Origin of the sequence: Burkholderia sp. L27(2015), assembly GCF_009765705.1 — a bacterium.
Taxonomy (GTDB): Bacteria; Pseudomonadota; Gammaproteobacteria; order Burkholderiales; family Burkholderiaceae; genus LMUX01.
This window is the reverse complement of sequence record NZ_LMUX01000016.1, coordinates 553892-578401: the sequence shown is the minus strand read 5'-3', so window position 1 is coordinate 578401 and position 24510 is coordinate 553892. Positions and strand designations below refer to the sequence as shown.

General features: G+C 58.7%; 21 protein-coding genes and 1 tRNA gene. 6 read left to right on the top strand and 16 right to left on the bottom strand.

From position 1 onward, the window contains the following. Nucleotides 1–109: 109 nt before the first annotated feature. Both GSQ77_RS10505 and GSQ77_RS10500 read left to right on the top strand, forming a co-directional pair. The gene (locus GSQ77_RS10505) at nt 110–1393 is read left to right on the top strand and encodes a cystathionine gamma-synthase family protein (protein WP_158901758.1); all 1284 of its coding nucleotides are present in this window, start codon (nt 110–112) and stop codon (nt 1391–1393) included. Nucleotides 1394–1622: 229 nt separating this feature from the next. Then, a complete protein-coding gene (locus GSQ77_RS10500) occupies nt 1623–2660 on the top strand; it encodes a uroporphyrinogen decarboxylase family protein (protein WP_158901756.1) in 1038 nt (345 codons plus the stop codon). A 681-nt stretch (nt 2661–3341) separates the two neighbouring features. Here GSQ77_RS10500 and GSQ77_RS10495 read toward each other — a convergent pair. Beyond that, complete coding sequence (locus GSQ77_RS10495; protein WP_158901754.1) at nt 3342–3908, bottom strand: TetR family transcriptional regulator; 567 nt, start codon at nt 3906–3908, stop codon at nt 3342–3344. A 78-nt stretch (nt 3909–3986) separates the two neighbouring features. On the opposite strand from GSQ77_RS10495, the gene GSQ77_RS10490 reads away from it, so the two are divergent. Continuing rightward, nucleotides 3987–4880 (top strand): SDR family oxidoreductase, encoded by an 894-nt coding sequence (locus GSQ77_RS10490; RefSeq protein ID WP_158901752.1) that lies wholly within the window; start codon nt 3987–3989, stop codon nt 4878–4880. Here GSQ77_RS10490 and GSQ77_RS10485 read toward each other — a convergent pair. From GSQ77_RS10485 to GSQ77_RS10455, 8 genes are all read right to left on the bottom strand, one after another. Continuing rightward, a complete protein-coding gene (locus GSQ77_RS10485; protein ID WP_367889657.1) occupies nt 4865–5245 on the bottom strand; it encodes an AAA domain-containing protein in 381 nt (126 codons plus the stop codon). The two genes, GSQ77_RS10490 and GSQ77_RS10485, sit on opposite strands and share 16 nt — an antisense overlap. Before the next feature lie 310 nt (nt 5246–5555). After that, complete coding sequence (locus GSQ77_RS10480) at nt 5556–5957, bottom strand: hypothetical protein (protein WP_158901750.1); 402 nt, start codon at nt 5955–5957, stop codon at nt 5556–5558. Beyond that, the gene (locus GSQ77_RS10475) at nt 5957–7138 is read right to left on the bottom strand and encodes an MFS transporter (RefSeq protein ID WP_158901748.1); all 1182 of its coding nucleotides are present in this window, start codon (nt 7136–7138) and stop codon (nt 5957–5959) included. The genes GSQ77_RS10480 and GSQ77_RS10475 overlap by 1 nt, the downstream gene beginning before the upstream one ends. Nucleotides 7139–7194: 56 nt before the next feature. After that, nucleotides 7195–7920 (bottom strand): hypothetical protein, encoded by a 726-nt coding sequence (locus GSQ77_RS10470; protein WP_158901746.1) that lies wholly within the window; start codon nt 7918–7920, stop codon nt 7195–7197. A gap of 23 nt (nt 7921–7943) precedes the next feature. After that, nucleotides 7944–8810, bottom strand: a complete 867-nt coding sequence (locus tag GSQ77_RS10465; protein WP_158901744.1) for an NmrA family NAD(P)-binding protein — start codon at nt 8808–8810, stop codon at nt 7944–7946. A 74-nt stretch (nt 8811–8884) separates the two neighbouring features. Beyond that, complete coding sequence (locus tag GSQ77_RS29455) at nt 8885–9103, bottom strand: MAPEG family protein (RefSeq protein ID WP_254067544.1); 219 nt, start codon at nt 9101–9103, stop codon at nt 8885–8887. A gap of 19 nt (nt 9104–9122) precedes the next feature. Further along, nucleotides 9123–9293 carry a hypothetical protein gene (locus GSQ77_RS29450; RefSeq protein ID WP_254067543.1) on the bottom strand — a complete coding sequence of 57 codons (171 nt, stop codon included), beginning with the start codon at nt 9291–9293 and terminating at the stop codon, nt 9123–9125. Between the two features lie 352 nt (nt 9294–9645). Beyond that, complete coding sequence (locus tag GSQ77_RS10455) at nt 9646–9939, bottom strand: hypothetical protein (protein ID WP_158901742.1); 294 nt, start codon at nt 9937–9939, stop codon at nt 9646–9648. A 188-nt stretch (nt 9940–10127) separates the two neighbouring features. On the opposite strand from GSQ77_RS10455, the gene GSQ77_RS10450 reads away from it, so the two are divergent. Together GSQ77_RS10450 and GSQ77_RS10445 are read left to right on the top strand one after the other, a co-directional pair. After that, nucleotides 10128–11093: a GlxA family transcriptional regulator gene (locus GSQ77_RS10450; protein ID WP_158901740.1), complete on the top strand. Its 966-nt coding sequence runs from the start codon at nt 10128–10130 to the stop codon at nt 11091–11093. A 1099-nt stretch (nt 11094–12192) separates the two neighbouring features. Further along, entirely contained in the window at nt 12193–13392 is a 1200-nt protein-coding gene (locus GSQ77_RS10445) for a Fic family protein (RefSeq protein WP_158901738.1), read from the top strand. A gap of 59 nt (nt 13393–13451) precedes the next feature. Here the strand turns inward: GSQ77_RS10445 and GSQ77_RS10440 are convergent, their stop codons facing one another. The 7 genes from GSQ77_RS10440 to cysS form a co-directional block, all read right to left on the bottom strand. Next, entirely contained in the window at nt 13452–16175 is a 2724-nt protein-coding gene (locus tag GSQ77_RS10440) for an AAA domain-containing protein (RefSeq protein WP_158901736.1), read from the bottom strand. Nucleotides 16176–16515: 340 nt separating this feature from the next. Then, nucleotides 16516–16609: transfer RNA gene (locus tag GSQ77_RS10435), tRNA-Ser, on the bottom strand. 161 nt (nt 16610–16770) lie between these two features. After that, complete coding sequence (locus GSQ77_RS10430; protein WP_158901734.1) at nt 16771–18021, bottom strand: aspartate kinase; 1251 nt, start codon at nt 18019–18021, stop codon at nt 16771–16773. 339 nt (nt 18022–18360) lie between these two features. Then, nucleotides 18361–19929: a tRNA lysidine(34) synthetase TilS gene (tilS, locus tag GSQ77_RS10425; protein ID WP_158901732.1), complete on the bottom strand. Its 1569-nt coding sequence runs from the start codon at nt 19927–19929 to the stop codon at nt 18361–18363. Nucleotides 19930–19983: 54 nt separating this feature from the next. Beyond that, the gene (locus GSQ77_RS10420) at nt 19984–20955 is read right to left on the bottom strand and encodes an acetyl-CoA carboxylase carboxyltransferase subunit alpha (protein WP_158901730.1); all 972 of its coding nucleotides are present in this window, start codon (nt 20953–20955) and stop codon (nt 19984–19986) included. Between the two features lie 130 nt (nt 20956–21085). After that, nucleotides 21086–22195 carry a DNA-3-methyladenine glycosylase gene (locus GSQ77_RS10415; protein WP_158901728.1) on the bottom strand — a complete coding sequence of 370 codons (1110 nt, stop codon included), beginning with the start codon at nt 22193–22195 and terminating at the stop codon, nt 21086–21088. Between the two features lie 45 nt (nt 22196–22240). After that, nucleotides 22241–23632, bottom strand: coding sequence for a cysteine--tRNA ligase (gene cysS / locus GSQ77_RS10410; protein ID WP_158901726.1), 1392 nt, complete (start codon nt 23630–23632; stop codon nt 22241–22243). Between the two features lie 227 nt (nt 23633–23859). On the opposite strand from cysS, the gene GSQ77_RS10405 reads away from it, so the two are divergent. Further along, the gene (locus GSQ77_RS10405; protein WP_254067542.1) at nt 23860–24471 is read left to right on the top strand and encodes a tetratricopeptide repeat protein; all 612 of its coding nucleotides are present in this window, start codon (nt 23860–23862) and stop codon (nt 24469–24471) included. The last annotated feature ends 39 nt before the right edge of the window (nt 24472–24510 follow it).

Sequence of the window (24510 nt, the reverse complement as noted above, 5' to 3'; positions counted from 1 at the left end):
GTAGCATGGTCAAGCACAAGCACGCACAGAGCGGTCGTCTCTGTGTGCAATGCGCGCTGTCACTGCAACCACCGCCCGATGTTCCCCACGACCTGGCAAGGAGCAAAGCATGGCCCATCGCAACTATCATAAGCGCCAGATTGCCGGTCGCGATCTGCACCCCGAAACCCTGATGATGTCGTATGGCTACGATCCCTTCCTGTCGGAAGGGTCGGTAAAGCCGCCCGTTTTCCTGACGTCGACGTTTGCGTTTCGCACCGCCGAGGACGGCGCCGAGTTCTTCGATCGGGTTTCGGGTCGCAAGCCTTCGCCGGAAGGGGAAAGCGCGGGCCTGGTGTATAGCCGCTTCAATCACCCTAACCTTGAGATCGTCGAGGATCGTCTTGCCTTGCTCGACGGCTCTGAATCCGCTGTCGTGACGTCAAGCGGCATGTCGGCCATCGCGGCGATCCTGCTGGCGTTCCTGCGGCCAGGCGATTGTGTGGTTCAGTCCGCCCCGCTTTATGGCGGCACTGAAACGCTGATCTCAAAGATTCTGCCGGAATGGGGTATCAAGTCCCAGGTGATCGATGATGGTCTTTCGGTGGAAAAGATGCGCGACGCCCTCGAAACGGCGGCGCAGAAGGGCCGGGTGTCAATGTGCTACATCGAGACGCCGGCCAATCCGACGGATGCGTTGTTCGATATGGAAGGGCTGCGCCGCGAGATCGATGCGTTCGAAACGCGCCACGGCTATCGCCCCCTTTCGGTATGCGACAACACGCTGCTGGGTCCGCTGTATCAGAAGCCGGTGAAGCAAGGCATCGATCTGAGCGTGTATTCGCTGACGAAGTACATCGGTGGGCATAGCGATCTGGTCGCAGGCGGCGTCACCGGCAGTCGTAGCCTGGTCACGAAAGTGCGCGCGATCCGCAGCGCGCTTGGCTCGCAACTCGATCCGCATTCGTCGTGGATGATTACGCGCTCCATGGAGACCCTGGTGCTACGTATGGAGCAGGCCGCGCGCAGCGGCAGCGCCGTCGCGCGGTGGCTCGCGAGTAACCCGCATCATCCCGTGAAGGTCCTTCATCCGGAACTGATCGATGATCCAGTGTACCAGGCGGTCTATCGGCGTCAATGCACCGGGCCCGGATCGACGTTTGCGTTCGTGCTCGACGGCGGTCGCGCGCAAGCGTTCAGATTCATTAATAACCTGACGCTGTTCAAGTCGGCTGTGAGCCTTGGCGGCACGGAGTCGCTGATCTGCCATCCCGCCTCGACGACGCATTCGGGCGTCCCCGCCGATGTGCGTGCAGCAGCGGGTGTGTCTGAGGGTTTGATTCGTGTGTCGGTTGGACTGGAGCATCCGGACGACCTGATCTCGGACCTGTCGTACGCGCTGGAACACTGCTGACGTTTGTGCGCCCCATTGTTAGTCCGATTATTAGTCCGGTTCATACACCGATGAAATCGTTTCAATTGTCCGTGCGGGCGACCGTACGGACAATGCCAGTCTACTGATCACAGTTCTGGTTCGAAGAAGTCCGTCTGCAAGTTTTTTAACAACGCTCAACTGCAGGCGTGCTCGGCTCGAATCCAACGACATACCGCTTGATCTGCTTCTCAAGCATAAGGAAAACCACATGAAGAACACGCTACTGCCAACCTCGCTGGTCGGCTCTTATCCGCAACCGGACTGGCTGATCGATCGCGAGAAACTGGCCGGGCGATTCCCGCCGCGCGTACGTGCCACCGAGTTGTGGCGCGTTCAGCCTGATTTGTTGGATCAGGCGCAAGACGATGCAACGCTGTTGGCGATCCGAGACCAAGAGCGCGCGGGCCTGGACATCATCACCGATGGAGAGATGCGTCGCGAGAGCTACTCCAATCGGTTTGCGACAGCGCTGGAAGGCGTGGATATGGACAACCATGGGGTTGCCTTGGACCGCAGCGGCCATCCGAATCCGGTCCCGCGCGTGGTTGGACGCATCCGTCGCCGGCATGCTGTGGAAGCCCGTGACGTGGCGTTCTTGCGTGCCAACACGGATCGAATGATCAAGATCACGGTGCCGGGGCCGTTCACGATGTCTCAGCAGGCGCAGAACGATTTCTACGCGAGTGAAGCTGAGATGGCGCTCGACTACGCCGAGGCTGTGAATGCTGAAATTCGTGATCTGTTTGCCGCTGGCGCGGACATCGTGCAGATCGACGAGCCTTATATGCAGGCTCGGCCGGAAAAGGCGCGGGAGTTTGGACTCGCGGCGGTCAATCGTGCGCTCGAAGGCATCACGGGACGCACTGCGTTGCATATTTGCTTCGGCTACGCAGCCGTGATTCACGAGCGCCCGTCAGGCTATTCGTTCTTGCCGGAATTGTCGGAGTGCTGCGTGAAGGAGATCTCCATCGAGACGGCACAATCTTCGCTGGATACTGCGGTGCTGGAGAAGTTGCGCGGCAAGACCATCATTCTGGGTGTGCTTGATCTATCCGATTTGACTGTTGAAACGCCGGAGATCGTCGCCGCGCGAATTCGGCGCGCTCTTCCGCACGTCGATCCCGCGAATGTGATCGTGGCGCCGGACTGCGGGTTGAAGTATTTGCCGCGAGATGTGGCGTTCGGCAAGATGAAGGCGATGGTGGATGGTGCTGCCATCGTGCGTCGCGAGTTGACGGGCGGCTAAGTCTGTCGGAGCTTGGCAACAGACCGGCTCTCCTCGAGGGCCAGAATCCGCGGAAGCATCGGTCCTTTCGCGGACTTAAAACCCGCATCACGTCACTACGACAAATCGGCGGCAATCATCACGGACCTGGTCACGCGATGACGACCGGCACCGGCCCGCAACCGCCCCCCATTAGACACTGTCGATCGACATAGCACACGCCTATGTGACGCCAGGGGCGATGGACTGCTTTTCGATGATGCCGGTGTGGCAGTAAGCATTCCGGGTCTCGTGTCGCGACTTATACCTCTTGATGCTGCCAGGATAACCGTAGCGTCGGCTCGAGGTCGCGTAACTTCCCCTGCGAAGGTGGAGGCTGCGCGGCGCAACGGGTTAAAGGGCGGCCGCCCCGTTAAACAAAGCATCGCTGGCTAACAGGTCCTTAGTTGCCGGGGCAGGACTGCTCGCATCGCGCGACGTTAGCCGACAGCACGTTGGCGACATGGGCTTTTGCAAGCGTGGACCACGGCCCACTCGTTCCCGCCCGTGCGACAAGCCCGATCATTTGCGACCCAAACACGCTCGTAAATTTCTTGCATGATTTCCCCAAAGCTTGCCTGCTAATGAAGTCTCTCCCCTTCCCGCTCTGCATATGAAGGAGTGGACGATACGGTCATGCTCACTGTCTCATAAGCGAGCTGGTCAGTTGGCCGTGAGCGCTCTGAGTCGCGCAAGCGATTCCTTCACGATCCCGACGTAGTCGCGTCGCTCGGACTCGCTGACCCACTGCATGAACGCAACCCGAAAGACGGCGATGCCCGCCTCGGCCGCGAGGCTCGCGTCCGGCTCGCCGACACCGCGCTCTCGCAGCGCCTGTGCGAGCGCCGCGGACAGCGTCGCCAGCTTGATCAGTTCACGCTCGCGCAGGTCCGTGTTGGCCGCGATCACCGTGCTGCGCACGCGCGCGAACGGGCGGCGGTCGTCATCGAAGAAATCACCGACACTCGTCAAGGCGGCGGCGATCGCATCTACCGCTGAAGCCTCGGCGGGCGCCTGGGCCAGCGCATCGACCATCGTCTGCTGAAGACGTTCGGAGCCATTGAAGAGCACTTCGCGCTTGTCGGCGAAGTAGCGAAAGAATGTGCGCGCAGTCAGCCCCGCGCGTTCCGCGATGGCGGCCACGGTCGTGTGCTCGTAGCCGATCTCTCCGAACAGTTCGATGGCCGCCGCACGGAAACGGCTCTCAGCATCGGGCTCCCAGCGACCCATATTTTCTCTCTTGTGTTGACACAGAGTGACATCATAGGCCTATACTGATGTCACTCAATGACATCGATGGAGCATCTCATGCGAATTCTCGTCACCGGCGCCTCGGGCTGGATCGGCTCGGCCAGCGTCAAGGAACTCATCTCTGCAGGACACCACGTCCTCGGCCTCGCCCGCAACGACGAGTCCGCGGCCAAGATCGCCAAGCTTGGTGCCGAAGTGGTGCGCGGCAGCCTGGACGACCTGGGCAGCCTCCGCGACGCAGCGACACTAGCCGAGGGCGTCGTGCACCTCGGCTACAACCACGATTTCTCGCAGATGGCGGTCGCGGCGCAGACCGATCGTGCTGCCATCGACGCGTTCGCCGACGTGTTGCAAGGCACTGGCGGCCCGCTGCTAATCGCGTCGGGCACACTGGGGCTGGCCCCGGGCCGCGTGGGCACCGAAGCAGACATGCCGAGCGCAGGGGTCCACCCGCGCATCGCCAACGCGGCCTACACGTTGGGCTTGGCCGATCGCGGTATCCGGTCGATGGTCGTACGCTTCGCTCCGACGGTGCATGGCGCGGGCGGTGACCATGGATTCGTCGCGGTACTGGCGCGCATCGCACGCGAAAAGCGCATTTCGGGCTACATCGGCGAGGGCCTGAACCGCTGGCCGGCAGTGAACCGGCTCGATGCCGGCACGCTCGTGCAACTCGCGATCGAGAAGGCGACGCCGGGCAGCGTGCTGCACGCCGTCGCCGAAGAGGGCGTCGCTACGCGCGACATCGCGACGGCGCTGGGACAGTTCCTGGATGTGCCGGTGGAATCGATACCCGTCGACCGCGCACAGGCTCACTTTGACTGGCTGGGCATGTTCTTCGGCGCCGACGCCCCTGCCTCCAGCGCACGCACGCGTTCACAGCTTGGCTGGGAGCCGACGCACGGGACGCTGTTGGAAGACATTGCGGCCGGACACTACCCCGGGAATTGAGTGGGGTGCCCATGCGCATCGAGCATCGCGAGTGCGATATCAAAATATTGGCGGGACCCCCACAGATCGCGATCGCCAATGACGTATAGGTAGCTTTTCGCGCGTGTGACCGCAACGTTGAGCAGGTTCGGGGCTGCAGCAGCCCAATCTATCGCTCCGGTCTGCTCCGCGTCACAACCCAGAACGAAGAAGACCACTTCGCTTTCCTTACCCTGGAAAGTGTGGACCGTGCCGATCCGCTTTTTTATCCATTCCGCCAGCTTGTCTGGCACGCCTAGTCCAGTTCCGGACAGTGCGGCACGCCACGCATCATGATCGCCCCAACGGCCGCCTGCCCAAAAACCATGATCGACAATTTTCTGCACTATGACCCATCGGGAACCCCACCACTACAATAGGTTTTCTTGCTAAAGGCTACCAATGACTTTCTCAGCTTCGTTGCATTTTATATTCTCGGATTTCAGAGGACATTTCATCTGCCGGATTAGTCAACCGATCCTGGATGACGGGGGGGACATGACGTACCTCTACCGACGCTAAGCTTTTAGCGCGCGTGACGCAGTCCCTTCGTCGAGGTAGCTAACTTCCTCGCGCATAGAACCAGACTCGCGGACGATGTCATCTACCTGTGTGAAGATGCGCACTCGTTCCCGTTTGGTGATCCTAGCGCATCCATTACGGCGAACCCGATACCATTCCCTGCAATTGCCGCAGTGGATTCAAGGGCGCAAGAGGGGTCAAGTCGAAGGTCATAAGATGGGCCTGACCCAATGGCAGTTTCTCCAGCATTTCGCGTGCAGTTGCCACGTCGGTGACGTTCAATAAGAAAACCACGCCATCACGTCCTTGAAGCGAGAACCACTGGTCGATTTTTCCATCCAGGTAGAGCTTTACCGTCTCCCGGACTTCAGTCGGCAAGATTGCGCGTAATGCTGCTGGATCGGCATCGGCGTTCAATGTTCCGACGGCAAGAATCTTCGTGGTTGGTGTAGGCGAAGGCGGCTGCGCATATCCGAAGCCCGGACTCACAAGGCCGATGATCAACGTAGCAACACAAGATGCGAAAGCGACTTTCATTATGGTCCTATCATGTTAGTTCGTACGCTGGCATGATCGACAAAGATGATCTTGCGGGACGCGAACTCGCTCGCAACGAGTGCTGCAGTGGCAAGGACAGCGGCGATGAAACCTAGATCGTGGCCACCGATGACCTGTAATCCTGCCGCGCCAATAAGGCCAGCCACTGTGGTTCCGAGAAAAGTGGCTGAGTTGTTCAAGCCCAACACGATGGGAGCGAGGCTCGGGGCGATGGTCACGATACGATGTTGCTGGGGCACAAGGATGCCCCAGCCGCAGGCGCCCCAAATCAAGATGGCCGGGATGGCAGACCAAAGCTGGCCGCTCGTCCACGGCAGCAGGGCGAAGTCAGCAATCATGATCACGAGCATGGTGATGAGCACTTTGCGAGAGCCGATCGAATCAACCAGGCGACCCACCATCAGATTCGAGACTGTCCCAGCTGCGCCCCAGAGCACCAAAAAGCCGCCCAACATTGCTGAATTCCCGCCAATCGCTCGATCGAACACTACGGATAGGTAGGTGTAAATCGTAAATGCAGCGGCGAAGAACAGAAAGGTAGTCGCCAATGTGAGTCCGATTCGCGCATCGGCCAGCGGGGCAAGCCGTCTGGACAACGACACGGGCGCAGGCATGGGAATGTGCGACAGGAGCGCGGAGACACCGAGACCGGAAGCGGCGGCAAGCGCTGCGACGAACACCATTGTCCAGTGCCAATTGCCGAGACTTCCGATCCATGCCCCGATGGGCGCACCGAGGGCCGTAGAGATCGTCATGCCAGCGATCACAACGGAGATGGCGAAGCCCCGACGTTCGGGGGAGACGATCAAGGTCGCGGAGCCTGTTGCCGTTGGCCCGAACATCGCAGCGCCAAGGCCGGCAACCGCTCGCGTCGCAAGCGCGAACACGAATGTCGGGGCGACTGCGGTGCCCAAGTTCGCAACAACAAAGACCGAGAGTCCCCCAAGCAAAAGGCGCTTCCGTGGAACGTGTGCCGCGAAGGCCGCAATAACCGGCGCAAGCAGAGCATATGTCACCGCGTACACCGTCGTCATTTGCCCGGCAGCTCCGATGCTAACGTGGAAGCCGTCCGCGATTTCAGGCAACAAGCCGGCGACAACGAAACTGTCGGTCCCCAGTGCGAACATGCCAAGAGCGAGAACAAAAAGTCGCCGATCCATTCAAATTTTTCCTTGTTGGGCTGTCGATTTAGCGTGAACGACTAAATGACGAGCTGTTAAGAAGTGATGCCCGACAGCTTGAAATCGCTAAGGTCAACCGCCATGATCACCACGTCTTTGTTTGGCTGCTGGTCCGGTCCGCGCGGGTAGATGCGACGGCGCGTCGGGAAAATGATCCCGCCGAACTCCTGGTGATCGTAGAGATAGTGAGCAGCGGTGCCCCCAGCCGCGATATCGACCGAGTAATCTTGTCGACGGACCAATCCACTGTCGTCAAAGTACAGGACCTGTTCCGTTGAATGGGTGACGTAGGACTTGGGGAAGGTAACCTTCATCGCCCGCCAGATCTGCCCGTTTTCCTTCCACGAGTCGATCTCTTCGCACCGCACGCCATCGCTCAACAGGGAGAACGGCAGGGTGAGATAGGTCCACAGGGCATACCCAGCGAAGTAGGCGAGTTGAGCCCCGCTCCAAGGCATATCCGGCTTGAAAGAGTCGCGAGGGTTCCTCAGCTCTTCAAGAACGGTGCCATCGGACTTCTCGACTGCCGTGCGAAAGGGCTCGAAAATGCCGATCTGTCCTGGCACCAAGAAGGGATCGAGCGTCGTTCGTTCGTTTCGAGTCTCAATGGTTACGCGCGTGGAATTTTTCGCGAATGCTGCCTGCCCCCTCAGGTGCAAAGCAGCACCATCAGGGACAGCAAGGACGGAAATCTCACGCACTTCGTTCCAGCGCTCAAGGCCGCCGTGAGCCTCAATAGATTTATCGATAAGAGATTTCATAGGTCTCGTCTTTAACTTTCAAATTACGCGAAGGCCTGACGGTATCTCTCCACAAACTCCGCGACTGACTCTGGCTTATGACCAGTGATGTTCTCGATGTTGTTGTTGGTTCCGGCCATATCACCCCTCTCGTGCTGCTGGATGATCCCGTTGAGGTGCTGTACGCCGAACGGAAACTCGCCGCCAAAAACAACCTGAATCCATTCCGCGGGCGTAATCTGTCTGTAGCGGACTTCCTTGCCGAGCGTCTGCGAGACGATTTCGGCAATCTGCGGGGGCGTCAACTCGACAGGGCCGTGGAGCGAATACGTCTTGCCGATATGGCTGGCCGGGTCTGCCAGGATCGTCGCGATGACCCTGCCTTGGTCACGAGCTGACACCGGCGCGAACTTGCCGTTAGGACCGAACGGAACGCCATATTCGCCTTCGCCGATCTTGCCCCGCGTGTAGAGCAGCCATTCGTTAAATGCCGTCGGCCGAAGGTGTGTGACAGGCACCCCGCTTCGATCGAATACTTGTTCCGCCAGCCAATGCTCAATGGCCGACTCGCTAATGGCGTCCTCGCGCGATGTGCGCTGCGAGATGTTGACGACATGTTCAAGCTTCGCATCCAAAGCAGCCTGAGCGAAATGGACCGTCGCCTGCACGACGCCGGGGAAGACCGGGTAGCAGAAATAGGCACGCTGAACGCCATCGAAGGCGGGCTGGATTGAACGGAAGTTGAGGAAGTCGCCGAGGACGATCTCCGCCCCCTGCGCCTTCAGCTTCTCCGACCGCTCGTCGTGCTTATGCACAAGGGCGCGCACAGGAAAACCCTCTTCCAAGAGAAGTTGTACAGCGACATTGCCGGTGGATCCCGTGGCTCCCGAGACGAGAATGGTAGGTTTCATGAACATTCCTTAGGTTTACTTACGTTTAATCAAACACTCGCCCTAACGAGCGTGGTCTTGCATGTTTGAAAAGTCTATAAAGTGCGCGGTCGCGCGTGGCTGAGCACAACGCTGGCGATCACCAAGGTCGCGCCAACGCCAACTACGAAGGCAAGCGTCCGAACTACCGGAATGCCAGCGGCGTAGACGACATAGTGAACAATCCGCGCGCCCAGGTAGATCTGAACCGCAAGAATTGTCATGGGACTGCTCACGCCGATCATCGCCAGAATGACGACGAGCGGCGCGAACACGGAGAGGTTCGCAACCGCGTTAGCGTGCGCGCGCCGCGCCCGCTGCGCCCAGGCCGACCGGAGCGCTTGGATCGGCCAACGTGCGGCCGGCCCCCCGCGTCAGTATTCTCGCGCTCATGTAGGGAATCCACATCAGGATCGTCACGATAGCGACGAGGACCAGGTAATAGAGTTCGGGGGTGAGCTTCATAGTTAGCGGCCTCTTACCGGTTGGAACAGTTTGATTGGTCGGCGCTCAGTCGTTTTGATAAATGGCGCGTTTTACTGCCACGCTGCTCGGTGTTGCTGGACGAACTCGGCTACGGACTGCGGCTTGCGGCCGGTAATCCGCTCAATCGCCTCATTCGTTCCGGCCATCTTTCCTTCGTCGTGCATGTGGGCGCGCTGAGAGATATTGACGATGAACTCCGCATCGGCCTCAGAAGCGGCTTGCGCATAGTTCGCGGTTGCCTCCGCAATGCGCGGCCAGCGCCGGTAGCGCCGGTAGCGCCGGTAGCGCCGCCGATGAGGATACGGGCTTTCATGAGCGACGCCTCCCGCGCTTACTTGGACTGAAGTAGCATGCCGAGCGGGGCGAGCGGACCGACTTGCATCAGCTCATATTGTGCCCAGCCGCCAGACGTGAGCGGCAAAGCCTCTACCGCTGCCTTGGCGTCTTCCATCGATCCAACGTTCATGAGGAAAATCACACCGGGCTTGTCTTGGCGAAACCAGAACTGCTCGATCTTGCCGTCTAGATAAAGCTGCAGCGTGGCGGGCACCTCGCCCGGCATGATTTTCTTCTTATCTTCATCAGAGACCGGCTTAACAAAAGATGCGACGGCTAAGACTTTCATGAGTGAACTCCTGTGCAATGAACGTTGTAGGGTGCAGATGTGCAGTATGGGATCAGCGCCCGAAAAATGTAACGGTCGTAAACGACAACTTAACAGTCATTCGCGCCACTAAGCAGGCACGAAAAGTGTAGCGCCAGCTCCGTCAAAATCGTATAGTCGTAAGCGACAACTTTGAGGTCGTTTGCGTCATGCGAATTTTTGTTCTGGTTTTGGAAGGCGTGTTTGATACAGGGTTAACAGTGCTGCTTGACGCGCTGGGGCTCGCTAACAAATTTGCGGCCGTACAGACGGGAGGAGCGCTCTCTTTCGAGGTATCTATCGTCGGCGTCAGGAAGAAGGTCAAGTCGGGCCAGGGGCTGGCTATACCGATCCAGACGATAGCGCCGGATTCGAAGCCGGACTGGGTGATTGTCCCCGCACTCAATACCGGAACTCCGGAGACATTGATTCCAGCACTTGCGCGACGGGATGTAAGTCAGGCGATGGAGCAGCTACAGAAGTGGCACGCAGGGGGGGCGCATATCGCCGCTTCCTGTATAGGGACATTTTTATTGGCGGAAGCGGGGCTTCTGAATCACGGGGAAGCCACGACAACTTGGTGGCTCGCTCCGCTGTTTCGGCAGCGGTACCCGAATGTTCGGCTCGACGAGACAAGGATGCTTGTGCCATCGGGCAGAATCGTTACAGCCGGAGCTGCTATGGGCCATCTCGATCTCGCTCTCTGGTTAGTGCGCAAAGCGAGCCCAGAGTTAGCAGCCGTGGTGTCGCGCTACCTGCTGGCCGACTTCCGTTCATCGCAAGCGCCCTACATTATCCCCAACCATCTGGCACAGTCGGATCCCGTCATGCAGCGCTTCGAACGATGGGCGCGAGACCATCTTAAGCAGGGCTTCTCGCTACAAGAAGCAGCTGACGCGTTGGCTACAAGTCCACGGACATTGCAGCGGCGTTGCCAAGCCATACTCGGAAAATCCCCCCTTTCCTACTTTCAGGATCTGCGTGTCGAACGCGCAAGATCTCTTGTCCACGGCAGCGATCTCGATCTCGACGCCATCGCGGCGGAGGTCGGCTATGTCGACGGAGCAACGCTAGGGACTCTTTTGCGCGATCGGTTAGGGCGAGGATTACGCGAACTTCGCGCTGACTTGCAGTAACGGCACTCAATTCGTTATGTTCCGTCGAGCTAGCTGATCGCTTACGAGGACCACGTCCGCGGCATGGATCGAGGTCTTCGATGTTCTGTCGAAGAGCGGCATTTACTCAAGGATCCATTCGATCGCGTCGCCGCGCCAACCCTTTGATTTGACCGGCGGAATGGATGGACTCGCACTAGCGCCCCACGGCGTGACAGACCAGGAGCCAACGCACGTCGCCTATTTCTTTTTTTCGCTAATCTTCTTGATCCACGCCTCCCAACCAGACACACGGGACAAATTTTGCAAATATAGTTGGCCCGATCATAGTGCCGATCCTGAACTGTACGACATCGTGCAGAACGTCCAGATGCAAAGTCCAACCGAGCGACGCTTATGCAACCGCCTGAACCTTAGCTGGCTCGAACGGCACAACGATACGGCCCCCGTCGAATTCGTTACTCAGCCATCGATAAGCGTAGACCGCAAAGGCCGCCGCAAATCTGATCCAACAGCCGGCCGGTGCCAAATAAATTTTCCCTGCGCCTTGCCATCAAGCAGCAGCGCAACGCAGATCACTGAGACGGGGTTGTCTGAGTCAATTGCTGACGCTTGGACCGTCGTAAAATCACGCGAAAAGGAATTGACTCACGCCGATGCAGAGAGCCCCTCCAGCCACTGATGTCGCCTTGCAAAGTTGCACATATCTCAGATGCCATGCATCGCAGGGGCGCCCGACACAGTGGCTTACTCCAACTGTGGGGCTAAGTGAGGGGCCAGAAACGAAAAAGCCGTTGAATCCTTTAAGATTCAACGGCTTACCGCCATCGCTGGCGGAGACGGAGGGAGCTCGGTGCCGCCCGGAAACCCGCATCGGGTTTGACTTCCAACTTCGGAGCCAGAGGCCACCCCTACTCCCACCCCAACTTCAACTAACGCCATTTCCCGATATTGTAGAATACAACCACATCGGAAAACTCGCTGGCAACCCACTCATGTCATGGCATCCACCGCCCGAGCACCGCCTCGACACGCTATTTAAATCCGCTTACCTAAGCTCCACCGCTATTTAAACGAAAGGCCACTTGTTTAAATAATAGCCTACAGCCATAATTTGTTCATGGCTGACGAGAACCTGACAAACACCCGGCTCGGGCGCTTCGCCGAAACCGCTACTGGCGGTGAGATCGTGCGCGCCTTCGTTCCGCCCCCTCTACCTCCCGAACCACCTATCGATATTTTGGGTCTGCTTGATAGGTTGAGTCTCGCCGAGCGAGCGCTGGGGCGGTTGGATGGCATCACCATGCTCCTCCCCCGCCCAGAGCTCTTCCTTTACATGTATGTGCGCAAAGAAGCCGTGCTCTCGTCTCAGATTGAAGGCACCCAATCAACCCTGAGAGACCTTCTTCGCTTTGAAACTGAAGCGCAGGCCGGCCAGCCAATCGATGACGTCCGCGAGGTATCAAATTACGTGGACGCGATGATGTACGGGTTGGATCGTCTCCAAACGCTACCGCTTTCGCTACGGCTGATTCGTGAAATGCATGCTCGTCTGCTACGAAATGGGCGAGGCGGCACTGCAAGCCCCGGCGAATTCAGGAGATCGCAAAACTGGATCGGCGGAACACGGCCGGGAAATGCCTTATATGTGCCGCCACCTGTCACCGAGCTGGATGCGTGCCTTGATGCACTCGAGCGATTCATGCATGAGGACCGTTCACGTCTGCCTGCCCTGCTCAAGGCAGGTCTACTCCATGTCCAGTTCGAGAGCATTCACCCGTTTCTCGATGGCAACGGACGCATCGGCCGGCTCCTTGTCACCCTCTTCTTGAATACGCATGGGGTGCTACGCTCACCGCTGCTTTACCTGAGCCTTTACCTTAAAACGCACCGCGCCGATTACTATAGGCTCCTGCAGGAAGTTCGCGAGCGTGGCGCTTGGGAGGCTTGGCTTGAATTCTTTCTTGATGGCGTCGCCGAGACAGCCAATCAGGCCTTTAATGCCGCCACACGGATCATCGCCCTCTTCAAAGAGGATCGTGAGCGGATCACAGCCGAGAGTGAACGTGCGGGATCGGCTCTGCGGGTTCATGATTTATTACAGCAGAATCCGTTTCTTACCGCCAACGCTTTGGTCGAGCGCACTGGCCTGACGGCCCCTACGATCAACGCTGCGCTTGCTGACCTCCAACGGCTTGAAGTGGTCGAGGAAGTAACAGGCCGCCGACGCGGCCGTGTCTTCGGCTATCGCCGTTACCTCGCAATTCTTAGCGAAGGTACTGATCCGCTGCCCGCCCCTTCAGCCACTCCAGGCGAGTAAACATCCGTGCGGCATTGCTTTCACGGCAAGCATGCCAGCGAACTTGAGAAAGCCCTTTTTCATCGGGCACCTGACTGGCTACCGTGTATCCCAGTTGCCCATTGCGCCAGGAACCGAGTTACTTTTTCCTCAATGCGACTCTCGATGGTCTGCATCCGAAGCAAAGGAAGATGGCTCTTTTCCAGGATACTGTTCTTCAAGGCATCCCGCTCGGTCTGTTCCGGTTTTTCATGAAATCCGCCATCGACTTCGATCACGCCCAGCGGCATTTTTCCTACCTTGAAGTAGATCACGAAGTCGCAACTGGCGCGGTTTTTCATGAACGCCTGTTCTTGCACCGTCAAAGCCGCATTGTTTGACGAGGCGATCTGGTTCAACGCGACCTGGGAGTGGAACGTCAATGCCCGACACGACTCTTCCGACAGCGCCTCCCGTAGCACCTGCGCGATGATCTGCTCGGATTTGAACCGCGAATCGTCAAGCCGTAATCTGGCGTTGAGTCGCTGCAAGGAATGGTCATATTCCTTGTATAGAAGGTCGAAGGCCGACACCACGGGAGCACGCAGAACCTGCTTTTCATCCGCGTAGTATTCGACGTAACGCACCAGGGCAGCGATATGCCCGTTGTTCGTGGTAAAGACTTCATCGCCCGTTACCAGCGTGAACCGGTTCTTGGCCCTCGATACCGCCACATTGACCATGCGCGGGTCGTCGACGAAATCGAGTCGAGCCTGATTGACACGCTTTTTGTCCAGGACGGTGGAAAAGACGATTTCGTCACATTCCCGCCCCTGGAATTTGTGTACAGTGTCCTTTACGAAGTCCGCCGGCAGGTGGGTGCCAGAGAGAACAACCTGTGCCCTGAAAGGGGCAATAAAACCCCGACCATCCTCCCCTTGCCATACACTTTCTCCCTCGTCGTCGAGCACCTTTAGCAAGGAGTCCAGCTCCCTGAGATTAGTGTTCTTCCGGGCGTGATTTCCCTTGGCGGTGACAATCAACCGCAATGCCTCTTCTCCACCATCCTGCGTCATTGGAACCAGCGCGTTGTCGTAGAACTGCTGGTTGCAGAACTGGATGATCCGGGGATGGCACCGATAGTGCTCTTTCAGCAACGTCGTGGGCAGCGCCTCCTTGAAAACGCCGATGCATGAATCGAGCAGACTGTACTTCTCACAATCGTAGTCGTCGGCGGGAGCCGCCAAGCCCAGATTCACGGGGATGTGTGCCAGTTGTCTGCTGTCACCGACGACAACTACGTTCTTCGCGCAGCCGAAGGCCAGTATTCCGGGAACGATGTCCTGCTGGGAAGCTTCGTCGATGATGACGTAGTCGAGCACTGCGTTCAATGCAATCGAGTTAACGATGGAGTGCGTGCCGCTACCGATAATCGGATAGCGCCTCACGAATGCATCGAAATTTTGCTTGTAAGTTGCCGAGTCCAATGTCTGCGCATCCTGAACGTGCGCAGACAGATGGCGCTTCAGATACTTCATGGACCCGGCCTTCAACGTTTCCAGCAATGCCGTGAAATTGCCACGTGCCAAGGATTCGCGGCAGACCGCCAAGGCGGCCTCCTTCTCCCGAAGCGCGGTATCGTAGTAGTGCATCTGCAAGGCATGGAAAACGGACTGCCGCCGACCCACATCATCAAAAGGCCTGACGCGGAGTATCCTGAAGTTGAACAGCAGTTCGATCCTGTCCCGGATCCCGATACGCTTGGTCGCGAGATGAGACAGATAGGCCATAAGGTCCGCGGTCTTGCGTGGCGACAGACCGTACTTGTCCAAAGACAAGGGCGCTTGGACACCGTTCTCCTGCTGCCACTGCCGCAGATAACGCCGCTCGATGTGCAGTTCGCCGATTTCAGCCTGCAGCTGCGCGGCGGTGTTGTGGGCGAACAGCAGTTGCTTCAACTGCGCCAGGATCGTCTGGATGTCTTCGATGGCGGGGGCCGGTTTAGGCTCACCCGATGGCACCGGCACGATGCGGGCAAAGAAATCTTCGCGATTTTCTTTGCTTCCTAGCCTGGCGACCAGGTAATCGAATCCGGATTTCCCCAGTTTTTCATAAACGTTTTCCACCGCCGCATTGTTGTTGGACAGCACGGCGACCGTTTTCTCGCGCACAAGGATATTGGCGATGATGTTCAGGATCGTCTGCGTCTTGCCCGTGCCCGGGGGACCCTCGATCAGGCTGACCTGAGAAGTGAAAGCCTGTTCGACGGCCTTGAGCTGGCTCTCGTTCACACCGAATGGATAGATAAGACTTCCCTCCGACTCCTGTCGCCCGTTCGACCTCGTGCAATACGCATGCAGGGCCGTTTCTGCGCAAGAGGGCAGCCTCTTCAACTGGCTTACGACGTTGGCTGCGATCCGTGCTTGATCCGCCGACGCCCCGCTGTCCGCGCGGGCTTGTGCCACGGCGACAAAATACTGGAATATCGGTTCATCTTTCATCGTCGTCTGCGAAACGAATTCGATGTCGTCCAGTTTGTGGACATAGATTTTCGAACCTCCCGGGTATTGGATGGCGGCGTACCTTTCGCCGTAGATCACCGCGTTGTCGACATCTTGGCTGACCGAGCTGCCCTTCTTCCTCAGGAATGCCTTGCCCAGTTCTCGGGTGGGGACGACACTGCAGTCACTTATCGGACGGATAAAGCGTTTGCGGGAGGGGAAAATGCAGGTCAGTACCAACGCTTCGTCCTTGTCACTCCATCCAATTTTCCAGTCGCTGATCTGCTGAGTCCTGTCTTCCCCACAGACGTAGATCGAAACCATAGAGTTCTTGTCCTAGCCGTGTCGAAGTCCGGAAATGTCCCTTGCACCGGAGACCGAACCTCGCGCTTTTCTTGATGGGCAGAATCTTGCCAGCAATTCCTCCACGACGACATTGGCGCCTGATCCATACCAGCGCGATTCAGCGAATCGGTGCATATGTCGGTGCGAGTGCACCTAACCGATCAATTGCCATTACACAAGGTCTTTCTTACCCCTGCTTTAACCCCCATTGCGTGGGTCGATTGTGCGGATATCAGCTCGGCTCAAAGAGTCACCGCCTAAACAAAAACCCCGCAGAGCCTAGACTCTGCGGGGTTTTCACCGCCATATACTGACGTACTGGCGGAGACGGAGGGATTCGAACCCTCGATCCAGGTTTTGGCCCAGATGCTCCCTTAGCAGGGGAGTGCCTTCGACCACTCGGCCACGTCTCCGAAACTCTGCTTGCTCATTGCTAGCCAGCCAAACCGCGCCAGTGCTATGCAACCGAGGCGCTATCATAGCGATTAAGCGCGTAACGGTCAAATACCGCGGCAACTTTTTCGCATTTCATCGCGCGCCCCGCGATAAATCAGGCCGCCGCTTACGCCTGCAATTACGCCTGATCCAATTCAAACGCCTTATGCAAGGCACGCACGGCCAACTCCATATACTTCTCGTCGATCAACACCGAGATCTTGATTTCCGACGTCGAAATCATCTGGATATTGATGCCCTCTTCCGACAAGGTGCGAAACATCTTGCTGGCAATGCCGACATGCGAGCGCATACCCACGCCCACCACCGAAATCTTCGACACCTTGGGGTCGCCCAATACACGCTCGGCCAGCACATGCCCCTGCACCTGGTTGTGCAGGATATCCATCGCGCGCTGATAGTCGCCGCGGCCCACCGTGAACGTGAAATCGGTCTTGCCTTCGACGCTCTGGTTTTGGATGATCATGTCGACGTCGATATTCGCCTCGGCCACCGGCCCGAGAATCTGATACGCGATACCGGGTTTATCCGGCACGCCGGCCACGATGATGCGCGCTTCGTCGCGTTGGAAAGCAATGCCCGAGATGACAGCTTGTTCCATGGTCTCGTCTTCTTCAAAAGTAATCAGGGTGCCCGAATTCATTTCCGTTTCGAGCTCGATCATAGGGTCGGTCAAGCTCGACAACACGCGCGTCTTGACCTGGTATTTACCGGCAAATTCCACCGAGCGCGTCTGCAATACTTTCGAGCCCAGGCTGGCCATCTCCAGCATTTCCTCGAACGTAATGCTATCGAGCCGACGCGCTTCTTCCACCACACGCGGGTCGGTCGTGTACACGCCGTCCACGTCGGTGTAGATCAGGCATTCGTCGGCCTTGAGCGCCGCCGCCACCGCCACCGCAGACGTGTCCGAACCGCCGCGGCCCAGCGTCGTGATATTGCCGTGCGTGTCGACGCCCTGGAAACCGGTCACCACCACCACGCGCCCAGCATCGAGCTCGCGCATGATGCGCTGATCGTCGATCGAGCTGATGCGCGCTTTCGTGTAGGCGTTGTCGGTTTTGATCGGCACTTGCCAACCTGCAAAACTGACCGCTTCGAGACCGAGATCGTGCAACGCGATCGACAGCAGACCGACGCTCACTTGTTCACCGGTCGATGCAATCATGTCGAGCTCGCGCGGGCTCGGTTGCGCCGAAATTTCGCGGGCCATGCCCAGCAAGCGATTGGTTTCGCCCGACATGGCCGACGGCACCACTACGAGCTTGTGTCCGGCTTTATGCCATTTTGCGACGCGTTTGGCGACATTCTTGATGCGCTCGACCGAGCCCATCGACGTGCCGCCGTATTTATGTACGATGAGTGCCATTGTCGTGAATTAAGCGATAAATTGAAGCAATAAGCGAATCGATAAGCAATGTAATGCCGAAAATACGCAGGCAGATATGCGGCTGTGAGCAAACGCTCAAGCATTCAGCAAACGAAGGAGAAAACCCGCCCGTGTCAGCCGGGAAACCCACGACAGCAGGCTGGCGCCGGATATGCGGCCGCTGCGTTTGGTGGAAGCGAACCTATGAAAATACCGGAATCCGACAAGAAAGACAAGTTCACGTCGGACGATGAGACGTATTGACGCACGTTTACCGATGTTGGAGCCGCCAGACGCAAGCCGCAGTTGCGTGAGCTTCAGGCGGGCAATCCCGCGGGCTCAGGCGACCAGGATATCCGGCACCCAATCGATTTCCAGCCACTCGCCCCCCTCTTCCGCTGTCTCGCAACCGTGCGTCTTTGCTGCTGCGAAGAATTCGTAATTGAGGCCCAACTGAGGCACCCACAACAAGGTCTCACCCGCAAAAAGCAAAGGCAAATCACGTCGCCAAGCCGGCACGCCACGTTCCTGAAACAGCTTCTTGAGAGGTCGACGCGGCCGTGCCGGCCCCGCTCGCATCAGCTCGCCGCCCTGCCGCACGCGTGCTTGCACACCGAGTGCGTTCAGCCAAGCCGCGGGCACCGCTTGAGGCGCACCTGCCGCCGCTGGCTTGAAAACGAAGCTGCCGCGCCACCCCGCCAAATGCCACGCGGCTTGCCCTGACCATACCCGCGCAGTGGGCGTAAGCTCTCTCAAATGAAACGGATATCCGGCAGGATAAGGCTCGGCGGCAGCGAGTTCTTCCGATTGCATCTCGGGTTTGTGCTCCCAACTGATTTGCCCGCGATACACACGCAAGCACGCCCCACCATGATCGATACGCAAGGCCGCTCCGGCGCGCGCCGTACGTATCTGCTGCAAGGCGGCGTCGAGCCGTGCCGCCGGTGCGCCGGCCAAGCCGAGTGCCTTGATCCAGTAGCGCAGCAGGTTAGCCGCGCGCGGCACGCTCAGCGCAGCAAAGCGTTCCTGCGACAGTACGATTGAGCCGAGCGCAGTCGCATCGATAGCCGCCGACATCGGCTCCATCGCGAGCGCTTGCATATCCATTTGCGCCGCATCCTCAAGCACGCTTTGCGCTTGGGCAGCATGCCGTGCCGCGCGCGCCAAGGCCACCCGGTAGGCCGGAAAATGGCGCTCGAGCATCGGCATGAGGTCATGGCGCAGTGCATTGCGCGTGTAACGCGTATCGAGATTCGACTCGTCCTCGATCCAGTTCAAGTGATGCTGCTGCGCATAGGCCGCCAGCGTGGCGCGCGTGAGGTCCAGAAAGGGACGCAGGCGCACCATGCCGTAGGGATCGTCGGACTCGCTCGCCATCGCCGCCAACCCTGGCAACCCTGCGCCGCGCAAGAGTTGCAGCAGCACCGTCTCGGCTTGATCGTCGGCATGCTGACCCAGCAGTACGGCCTGCGCCCCCTGCTCGCGATAGACCTCGCTGAGCGCGCCATAGCGGGCGTCGCGCGCGTTGGCTTCGACGCTGGTGCCCGGCTCACCGGCCAGCCGCACGCGCCGACCAACGAACGCGCAGCCGAGCACGCCGGCCTGCTGTTCACAATGGACTTGCCACGCATCGGCTTGAGCGCTTAAGCCATGATGGATATGCACGGCGCAGCAGCGCTGCGCGCCCAGCGCTTGCACAGCGGCATGAAGCAACACGGTGGAATCGAGGCCGCCACTGAAGGCCACCAGCACCCGCGTCGTAGCGTCTTTGAGCACGCTCGAGCGCATCAGCGCGTCGAGCGCCGCCACCACCGCGGCACATGCGCTCGCGCGTGCGCGATCCGCCGACGCCGAGGCTGGCTCAGCGTCATCGAAACCATCGGGGAATGAATTAGGGCCTGCCGTCATGGTCAGGCCCAGCACTGCAGCGCCACGCAGGCGCTGTGGACGCAGACCAAGGGCTTAAGCGCCCTGGGTGGTTTCCTTGAATTTGCCATAGCTCATCAGGCGCTCGAAACGCCGCGTGCGCAAGTCATTTACGCTCATGCCCTGGAACTGGCGCAATGAGTCCGCCAAGGCACGACGCAACATCGCCGCCATCGCTTTGGGATCGCGATGCGCCCCGCCCACGGGCTCGTTGACGATCTTGTCGATCAGGCCCAGCGCTTTCAGACGATGCGCCGTCAGGCCCAACGCTTCGGCAGCTTCAGGCGCCTTCGCCGCGCTCTTCCAAAGTATGGACGCGCAGCCCTCCGGCGAGATCACCGAGTACGTGGAGTATTGCAACATCAGCACACTGTCGCCCACCGCGATGGCGAGTGCGCCGCCCGAACCGCCTTCACCGATGATGGTGGCGATCAGCGGCGTCTTGAGCTCGGCCATCACGTACAAATTATGACCGATGGCTTCCGATTGCCCGCGCTCTTCAGCGTTCACGCCCGGATAAGCGCCCGGCGTATCGATGAAGGTAAAAATCGGCAAACTGAATTTTTCGGCCAGGCGCATCAGCCGTTCGGCCTTGCGATAGCCTTCCGGCTTGGACATGCCGAAGTTGCGCAGCGCACGCTCTTTGGTATCGCGCCCTTTTTGCTGTCCGATCACCATGCACGGCTGGCCGTTGAAACGCGCCAAACCGCCGATCACCGACAAGTCGTCGGCAAACGAGCGATCGCCATGCAGCTCATGGAAATCAGTGAATAGTTCACTCACGTAATCGAGCGTGTACGGCCGCTGCGGATGACGCGCGATTTGCGACACCTGCCACGGCGACAGATGCGCGTAGAGATCCTTGGTGAGCTGCAGACTTTTCTTGGAAAGCCTGTCGATCTCTTCCGAAATATCGACCGCCGAATCGTCCTGTACAAAGCGTAATTCTTCTATTTTCGCTTCGAGTTCAGCAATAGGCTGTTCGAAATCCAGAAAGGCAATCTTCATATGCGGAAATCCTTGGTCACTCGGCAGCGCGTATTTTAACCGCGCCGCGCCGAGCACAACAACAGTTCCTGCTATCGAAAAAACAGGGTCGATAGCGATCGTTTTAAATAAGGGTGGGTTCTTGCTCGCCTTAGTAGGCGTCCGGCAACGGATCCAGGCTGCGCCACATATACCAGGTCGCAACCGTGCGCCAGGGTTCCCAGTTGGCGGCCACTTCGCGCGCTTCGCTGCGCGTGACGGGCTCGCCGCTGAAATAATTGACGCTGATGGCGCGAATCAGGCCGACATCGTCGAGCGGCAGGACATCGGGACGCATCAGGTTGAAAATCAAAAACATTTCCGCGGTCCAACGGCCGATGCCTCGAATTTCCGTCAGCTCGGCGATCACCGCTTCGTCATCCATGCTGGTCCAGGTATTGACGTGCAGCGCCCCCGATACGAAGTGCTGCGCCAGGTCCAGGATGTATTCGGTTTTGCGCTTGGACAAACCGCAGGCGATCAGCTTCTCGTGTCCGACCTTGACGAACTGCGCCGGAGTCAACTTCGGGCACGTGGTGACAATACGGCCCCACATGGCCTGTGCCGCAGGCATCGAGATCTGCTGACCCACCACCGAGCGCGCGAGCGTCACGAAGGGGTCGCCACGCGTCATCAAATGAACCGGTCCCAATTGAGGAATCAGTTTTTTCATGATGCGGTCGCGCTTGACCAAGTCGGCGCACGCTTTGTCCCAATACGGCGGACGTACCAAACCTGCCGCTGCCGCTGCCGCCTTTGTAGCCGCTTTGGTGCGTACAGGCGCCGACGCAGGCGCAGGTGCGGATGTAGGCGCCGGCGCTGCCGTAGCGACACCGCCCACGCTCTTGAGCTTGCCTGCGCGTGCCTTGGGCTTCGCGACACTCGGCGTGCCCGGTGTCGACGCGAGCCCGTTCATGGTGTTGGCGGACTTGGCGGCACCTTTGGCCGTTTTGCGCGCGGCGCCGTTCAAGCCGGTCACTGCGATGTCGTCGGCCGCCGCCGTTTTGCGGCGCGCTTTTGGGACTGCAGGCACAACAGCGGGCACGACAGCAGGTACAAGCGCCCCATTCAAAGTCGCTCCGTGGGCGGCCGCACCCAGCGGCGACACTTTACGTGCCGACGGTCGTCGAGCGCCCACGGCTGCGACGGACGTATCCCTCGCGCTACGCATGCGCTCTTTCCCAGCCGCTTTTTTCTGGGCTGCTTTTGTGGCCGCTACCATCTTGCCTCCCGCCTGGCTAACCGATTCATACTGGCACACGCTTGGTCAAACACGCCGCCATTCGGTAGCCCCCCCTGGTTTATCTTCGAGGATCACGCCCGCTTCAAGAAGCTCTGCGCGGATCTGATCGGCTTCACTAAAATTTTTCGTACGCTTGGCTTCCCGGCGTGCGGCAATCCGTGCTTCGATCGCTTGCGCATCCAGTCCGGGCTCACTACCTACTACGCTTTGCAAAAACTCGCGCGGTGTGCGCTGCAACAAACCGAGCACTGCACCCAGCTTTTGCAACTGGCGAGCCAGTACGGTGTCAGCCGTACGATTGACTTCCGCCGCCAACTCGAACAACACCGAGATCGCCAACGACGAATTGAAATCGTCGTTCATTGCATCTTTGAAGCGCAACGCGTGCGCTTCATGCCAGTCGAGTTCCCCGCCGTCGCCCGCTATCTCTTTTAGCGCTGTGTATAACCGCGTGAGTGCACCACGCGCGTCGTCGATGTGCGCATCGCTGTAATTGAGCGGACTGCGATAGTGTGCACGCAAAATAAAAAAGCGCACCACTTCTGCATCGAATTTTTCCAGCACCTCTCGGATCGTAAAGAAATTTCCGAGCGACTTCGACATTTTTTCGCTATCGATCTGCACAAAGCCGTTATGCATCCAATAGTTGACAAACGTCTGGCCGGTAGCGCCTTCACTTTGGGCGATTTCGTTTTCGTGATGGGGAAACTGCAGATCCTGGCCCCCGCCATGGATATCGAAACGCTCGCCCAACAGCTCGCAACTCATCGCCGAGCATTCGATATGCCATCCTGGCCTACCAGGCCCCCATTTCGATTCCCAACGGGTGTCCGCGGGCTCCGAAGGCTTGGCGCTCTTCCACAACACGAAATCGAGCGGATCCAACTTGGCGTCGTTGGGGGCAACACGCTCACCGGCGCGCAAATCTTCCAGCGTTTTACCGGACAGCTTGCCGTACGCGGCGAACTTGCGCACCGCGTAATTGACGTCGCCGTCGCTCGCTTGATAGGCGTAGCCGTTGCGCTCCAGCATTTCGATCATGCCGAGCATTTGCGGCACGTGCTCGGTGGCGCGCGGCTCGATGGTCGGCGGCTCGACGCCCAATGCCGCTGCGTCTTCGTGCATCGCAGCAATAAAGCGTGTGGTCAGCGCGGCGATGGTCTCGTTGTTTTCTACCGCGCGTCGAATGATCTTGTCGTCGATATCGGTAACGTTGCGCACATACGTGACTTCATAGCCGATCGCGCGCAGCCAGCGTTGTACCATATCGAACACGACCAATACGCGCGCATGACCGACGTGGCAGTAGTCGTAGACCGTCATCCCGCATACGTACATCCGGACTTGTCCAGGATTGAGCGGCACAAAGGTTTGCTTCTCGCGAGCGAGCGTATTGTAAATGCGGAGCGAATCCATAGACTGACAATGTGAGCGGCAGATCGGTCGCAACAAAAAAGAATACGCTGCAACGCTGAAAATGAGGGCATTCTGGCGATCCGCACGGACAATCCGTGGATCGGTCAGACGTTTTGTTAGAATGCGGCGGAGTATAACATTCCCGGTTTAAGCCAATGAAGACCCTTTGCAGTCGCGCCGCCCTAGCCGCATCCGTTATTTTTTGCGCCCTGCTGTGTGTACAAAGCATGCCTGCCCTCGCGCAACGCGTTCCGGCGGTCGCCGATGGCACGCCCGAAATCGACCAGGCGATCGCGGGTAAAAACCTCGAAGCCGCGCTTAAGCAACTCGACCAGCGCATCGCGAGCAACCCTACCGACGCGCAGGCAAAATTCAAGCGTGCGACCGTACTGGCACGGCTCAATCGCGACGACGACGCGATCGAGGCCTTTACCGCATTGACACAACAATACCCCGAGGTGCCTGAGCCGTACAACAATCTCGCCGCGCTGTATGCCAAACGCGGCGAGCTGTCGCAGGCACGCGCCACGCTTGAGACGGCCGTGGCGGCCAATCCGTCGTATGCGCTGGCTTATCAGAATCTAGGGTCGCTGTACTTGCAGATGGCGTCGCGCGCTTATCAGAAAGCGGCCAAGCTTAATCCGCAGGATAGCCTTTCGTCGCAACGCAAACAGTCGATCGATCTCGTGATGGCCCAGGCCTCGCCGATCGCAGCACATAGCGCGACGCCGGCTGCCGCGAGCGCCACGCAGACTTCCGATTCGCCCGCGGGATATGGTGTGCCCCAGGGGCAAGGAATGCTCGGCCCGTCCTCGCTGAACCACGGTAATAATCGTTGATAGGCATGCGCACATTGACTATTGATATGCCCCCGCGCA

Excerpts from the sequence above, each read along its gene's own strand:
- GSQ77_RS10500 (WP_158901756.1), top strand. The coding sequence starts at position 1,623 with ATGAAGAACACGCTACTGCCAACCTCGCTGGTCGGCTCTTATCCGCAA.
- GSQ77_RS10450 (WP_158901740.1), top strand. The coding sequence starts at position 10,128 with ATGCGAATTTTTGTTCTGGTTTTGGAAGGCGTGTTTGATACAGGGTTA.
- GSQ77_RS10455 (WP_158901742.1), bottom strand. The coding sequence starts at position 9,939 with ATGAAAGTCTTAGCCGTCGCATCTTTTGTTAAGCCGGTCTCTGATGAA.
- GSQ77_RS10470 (WP_158901746.1), bottom strand. The coding sequence starts at position 7,920 with ATGAAATCTCTTATCGATAAATCTATTGAGGCTCACGGCGGCCTTGAG.
- GSQ77_RS10490 (WP_158901752.1), top strand. The coding sequence starts at position 3,987 with ATGCGAATTCTCGTCACCGGCGCCTCGGGCTGGATCGGCTCGGCCAGC.
- GSQ77_RS10465 (WP_158901744.1), bottom strand. The coding sequence starts at position 8,810 with ATGAAACCTACCATTCTCGTCTCGGGAGCCACGGGATCCACCGGCAAT.
- GSQ77_RS10445 (WP_158901738.1), top strand. The coding sequence starts at position 12,193 with ATGGCTGACGAGAACCTGACAAACACCCGGCTCGGGCGCTTCGCCGAA.
- GSQ77_RS29450 (WP_254067543.1), bottom strand. The coding sequence starts at position 9,293 with ATGAAGCTCACCCCCGAACTCTATTACCTGGTCCTCGTCGCTATCGTG.
- GSQ77_RS10475 (WP_158901748.1), bottom strand. The coding sequence starts at position 7,138 with ATGGATCGGCGACTTTTTGTTCTCGCTCTTGGCATGTTCGCACTGGGG.
- GSQ77_RS10440 (WP_158901736.1), bottom strand. The coding sequence starts at position 16,175 with ATGGTTTCGATCTACGTCTGTGGGGAAGACAGGACTCAGCAGATCAGC.
- GSQ77_RS10405 (WP_254067542.1), top strand. The coding sequence starts at position 23,860 with ATGCCTGCCCTCGCGCAACGCGTTCCGGCGGTCGCCGATGGCACGCCC.
- GSQ77_RS10505 (WP_158901758.1), top strand. The coding sequence starts at position 110 with ATGGCCCATCGCAACTATCATAAGCGCCAGATTGCCGGTCGCGATCTG.
- GSQ77_RS10420 (WP_158901730.1), bottom strand. The coding sequence starts at position 20,955 with ATGAAGATTGCCTTTCTGGATTTCGAACAGCCTATTGCTGAACTCGAA.
- GSQ77_RS10415 (WP_158901728.1), bottom strand. The coding sequence starts at position 22,195 with ATGGTAGCGGCCACAAAAGCAGCCCAGAAAAAAGCGGCTGGGAAAGAG.
- tilS (WP_158901732.1), bottom strand. The coding sequence starts at position 19,929 with ATGACGGCAGGCCCTAATTCATTCCCCGATGGTTTCGATGACGCTGAG.
- cysS (WP_158901726.1), bottom strand. The coding sequence starts at position 23,632 with ATGGATTCGCTCCGCATTTACAATACGCTCGCTCGCGAGAAGCAAACC.
- GSQ77_RS10480 (WP_158901750.1), bottom strand. The coding sequence starts at position 5,957 with ATGAAAGTCGCTTTCGCATCTTGTGTTGCTACGTTGATCATCGGCCTT.
- GSQ77_RS10495 (WP_158901754.1), bottom strand. The coding sequence starts at position 3,908 with ATGGGTCGCTGGGAGCCCGATGCTGAGAGCCGTTTCCGTGCGGCGGCC.
- GSQ77_RS10430 (WP_158901734.1), bottom strand. The coding sequence starts at position 18,021 with ATGGCACTCATCGTACATAAATACGGCGGCACGTCGATGGGCTCGGTC.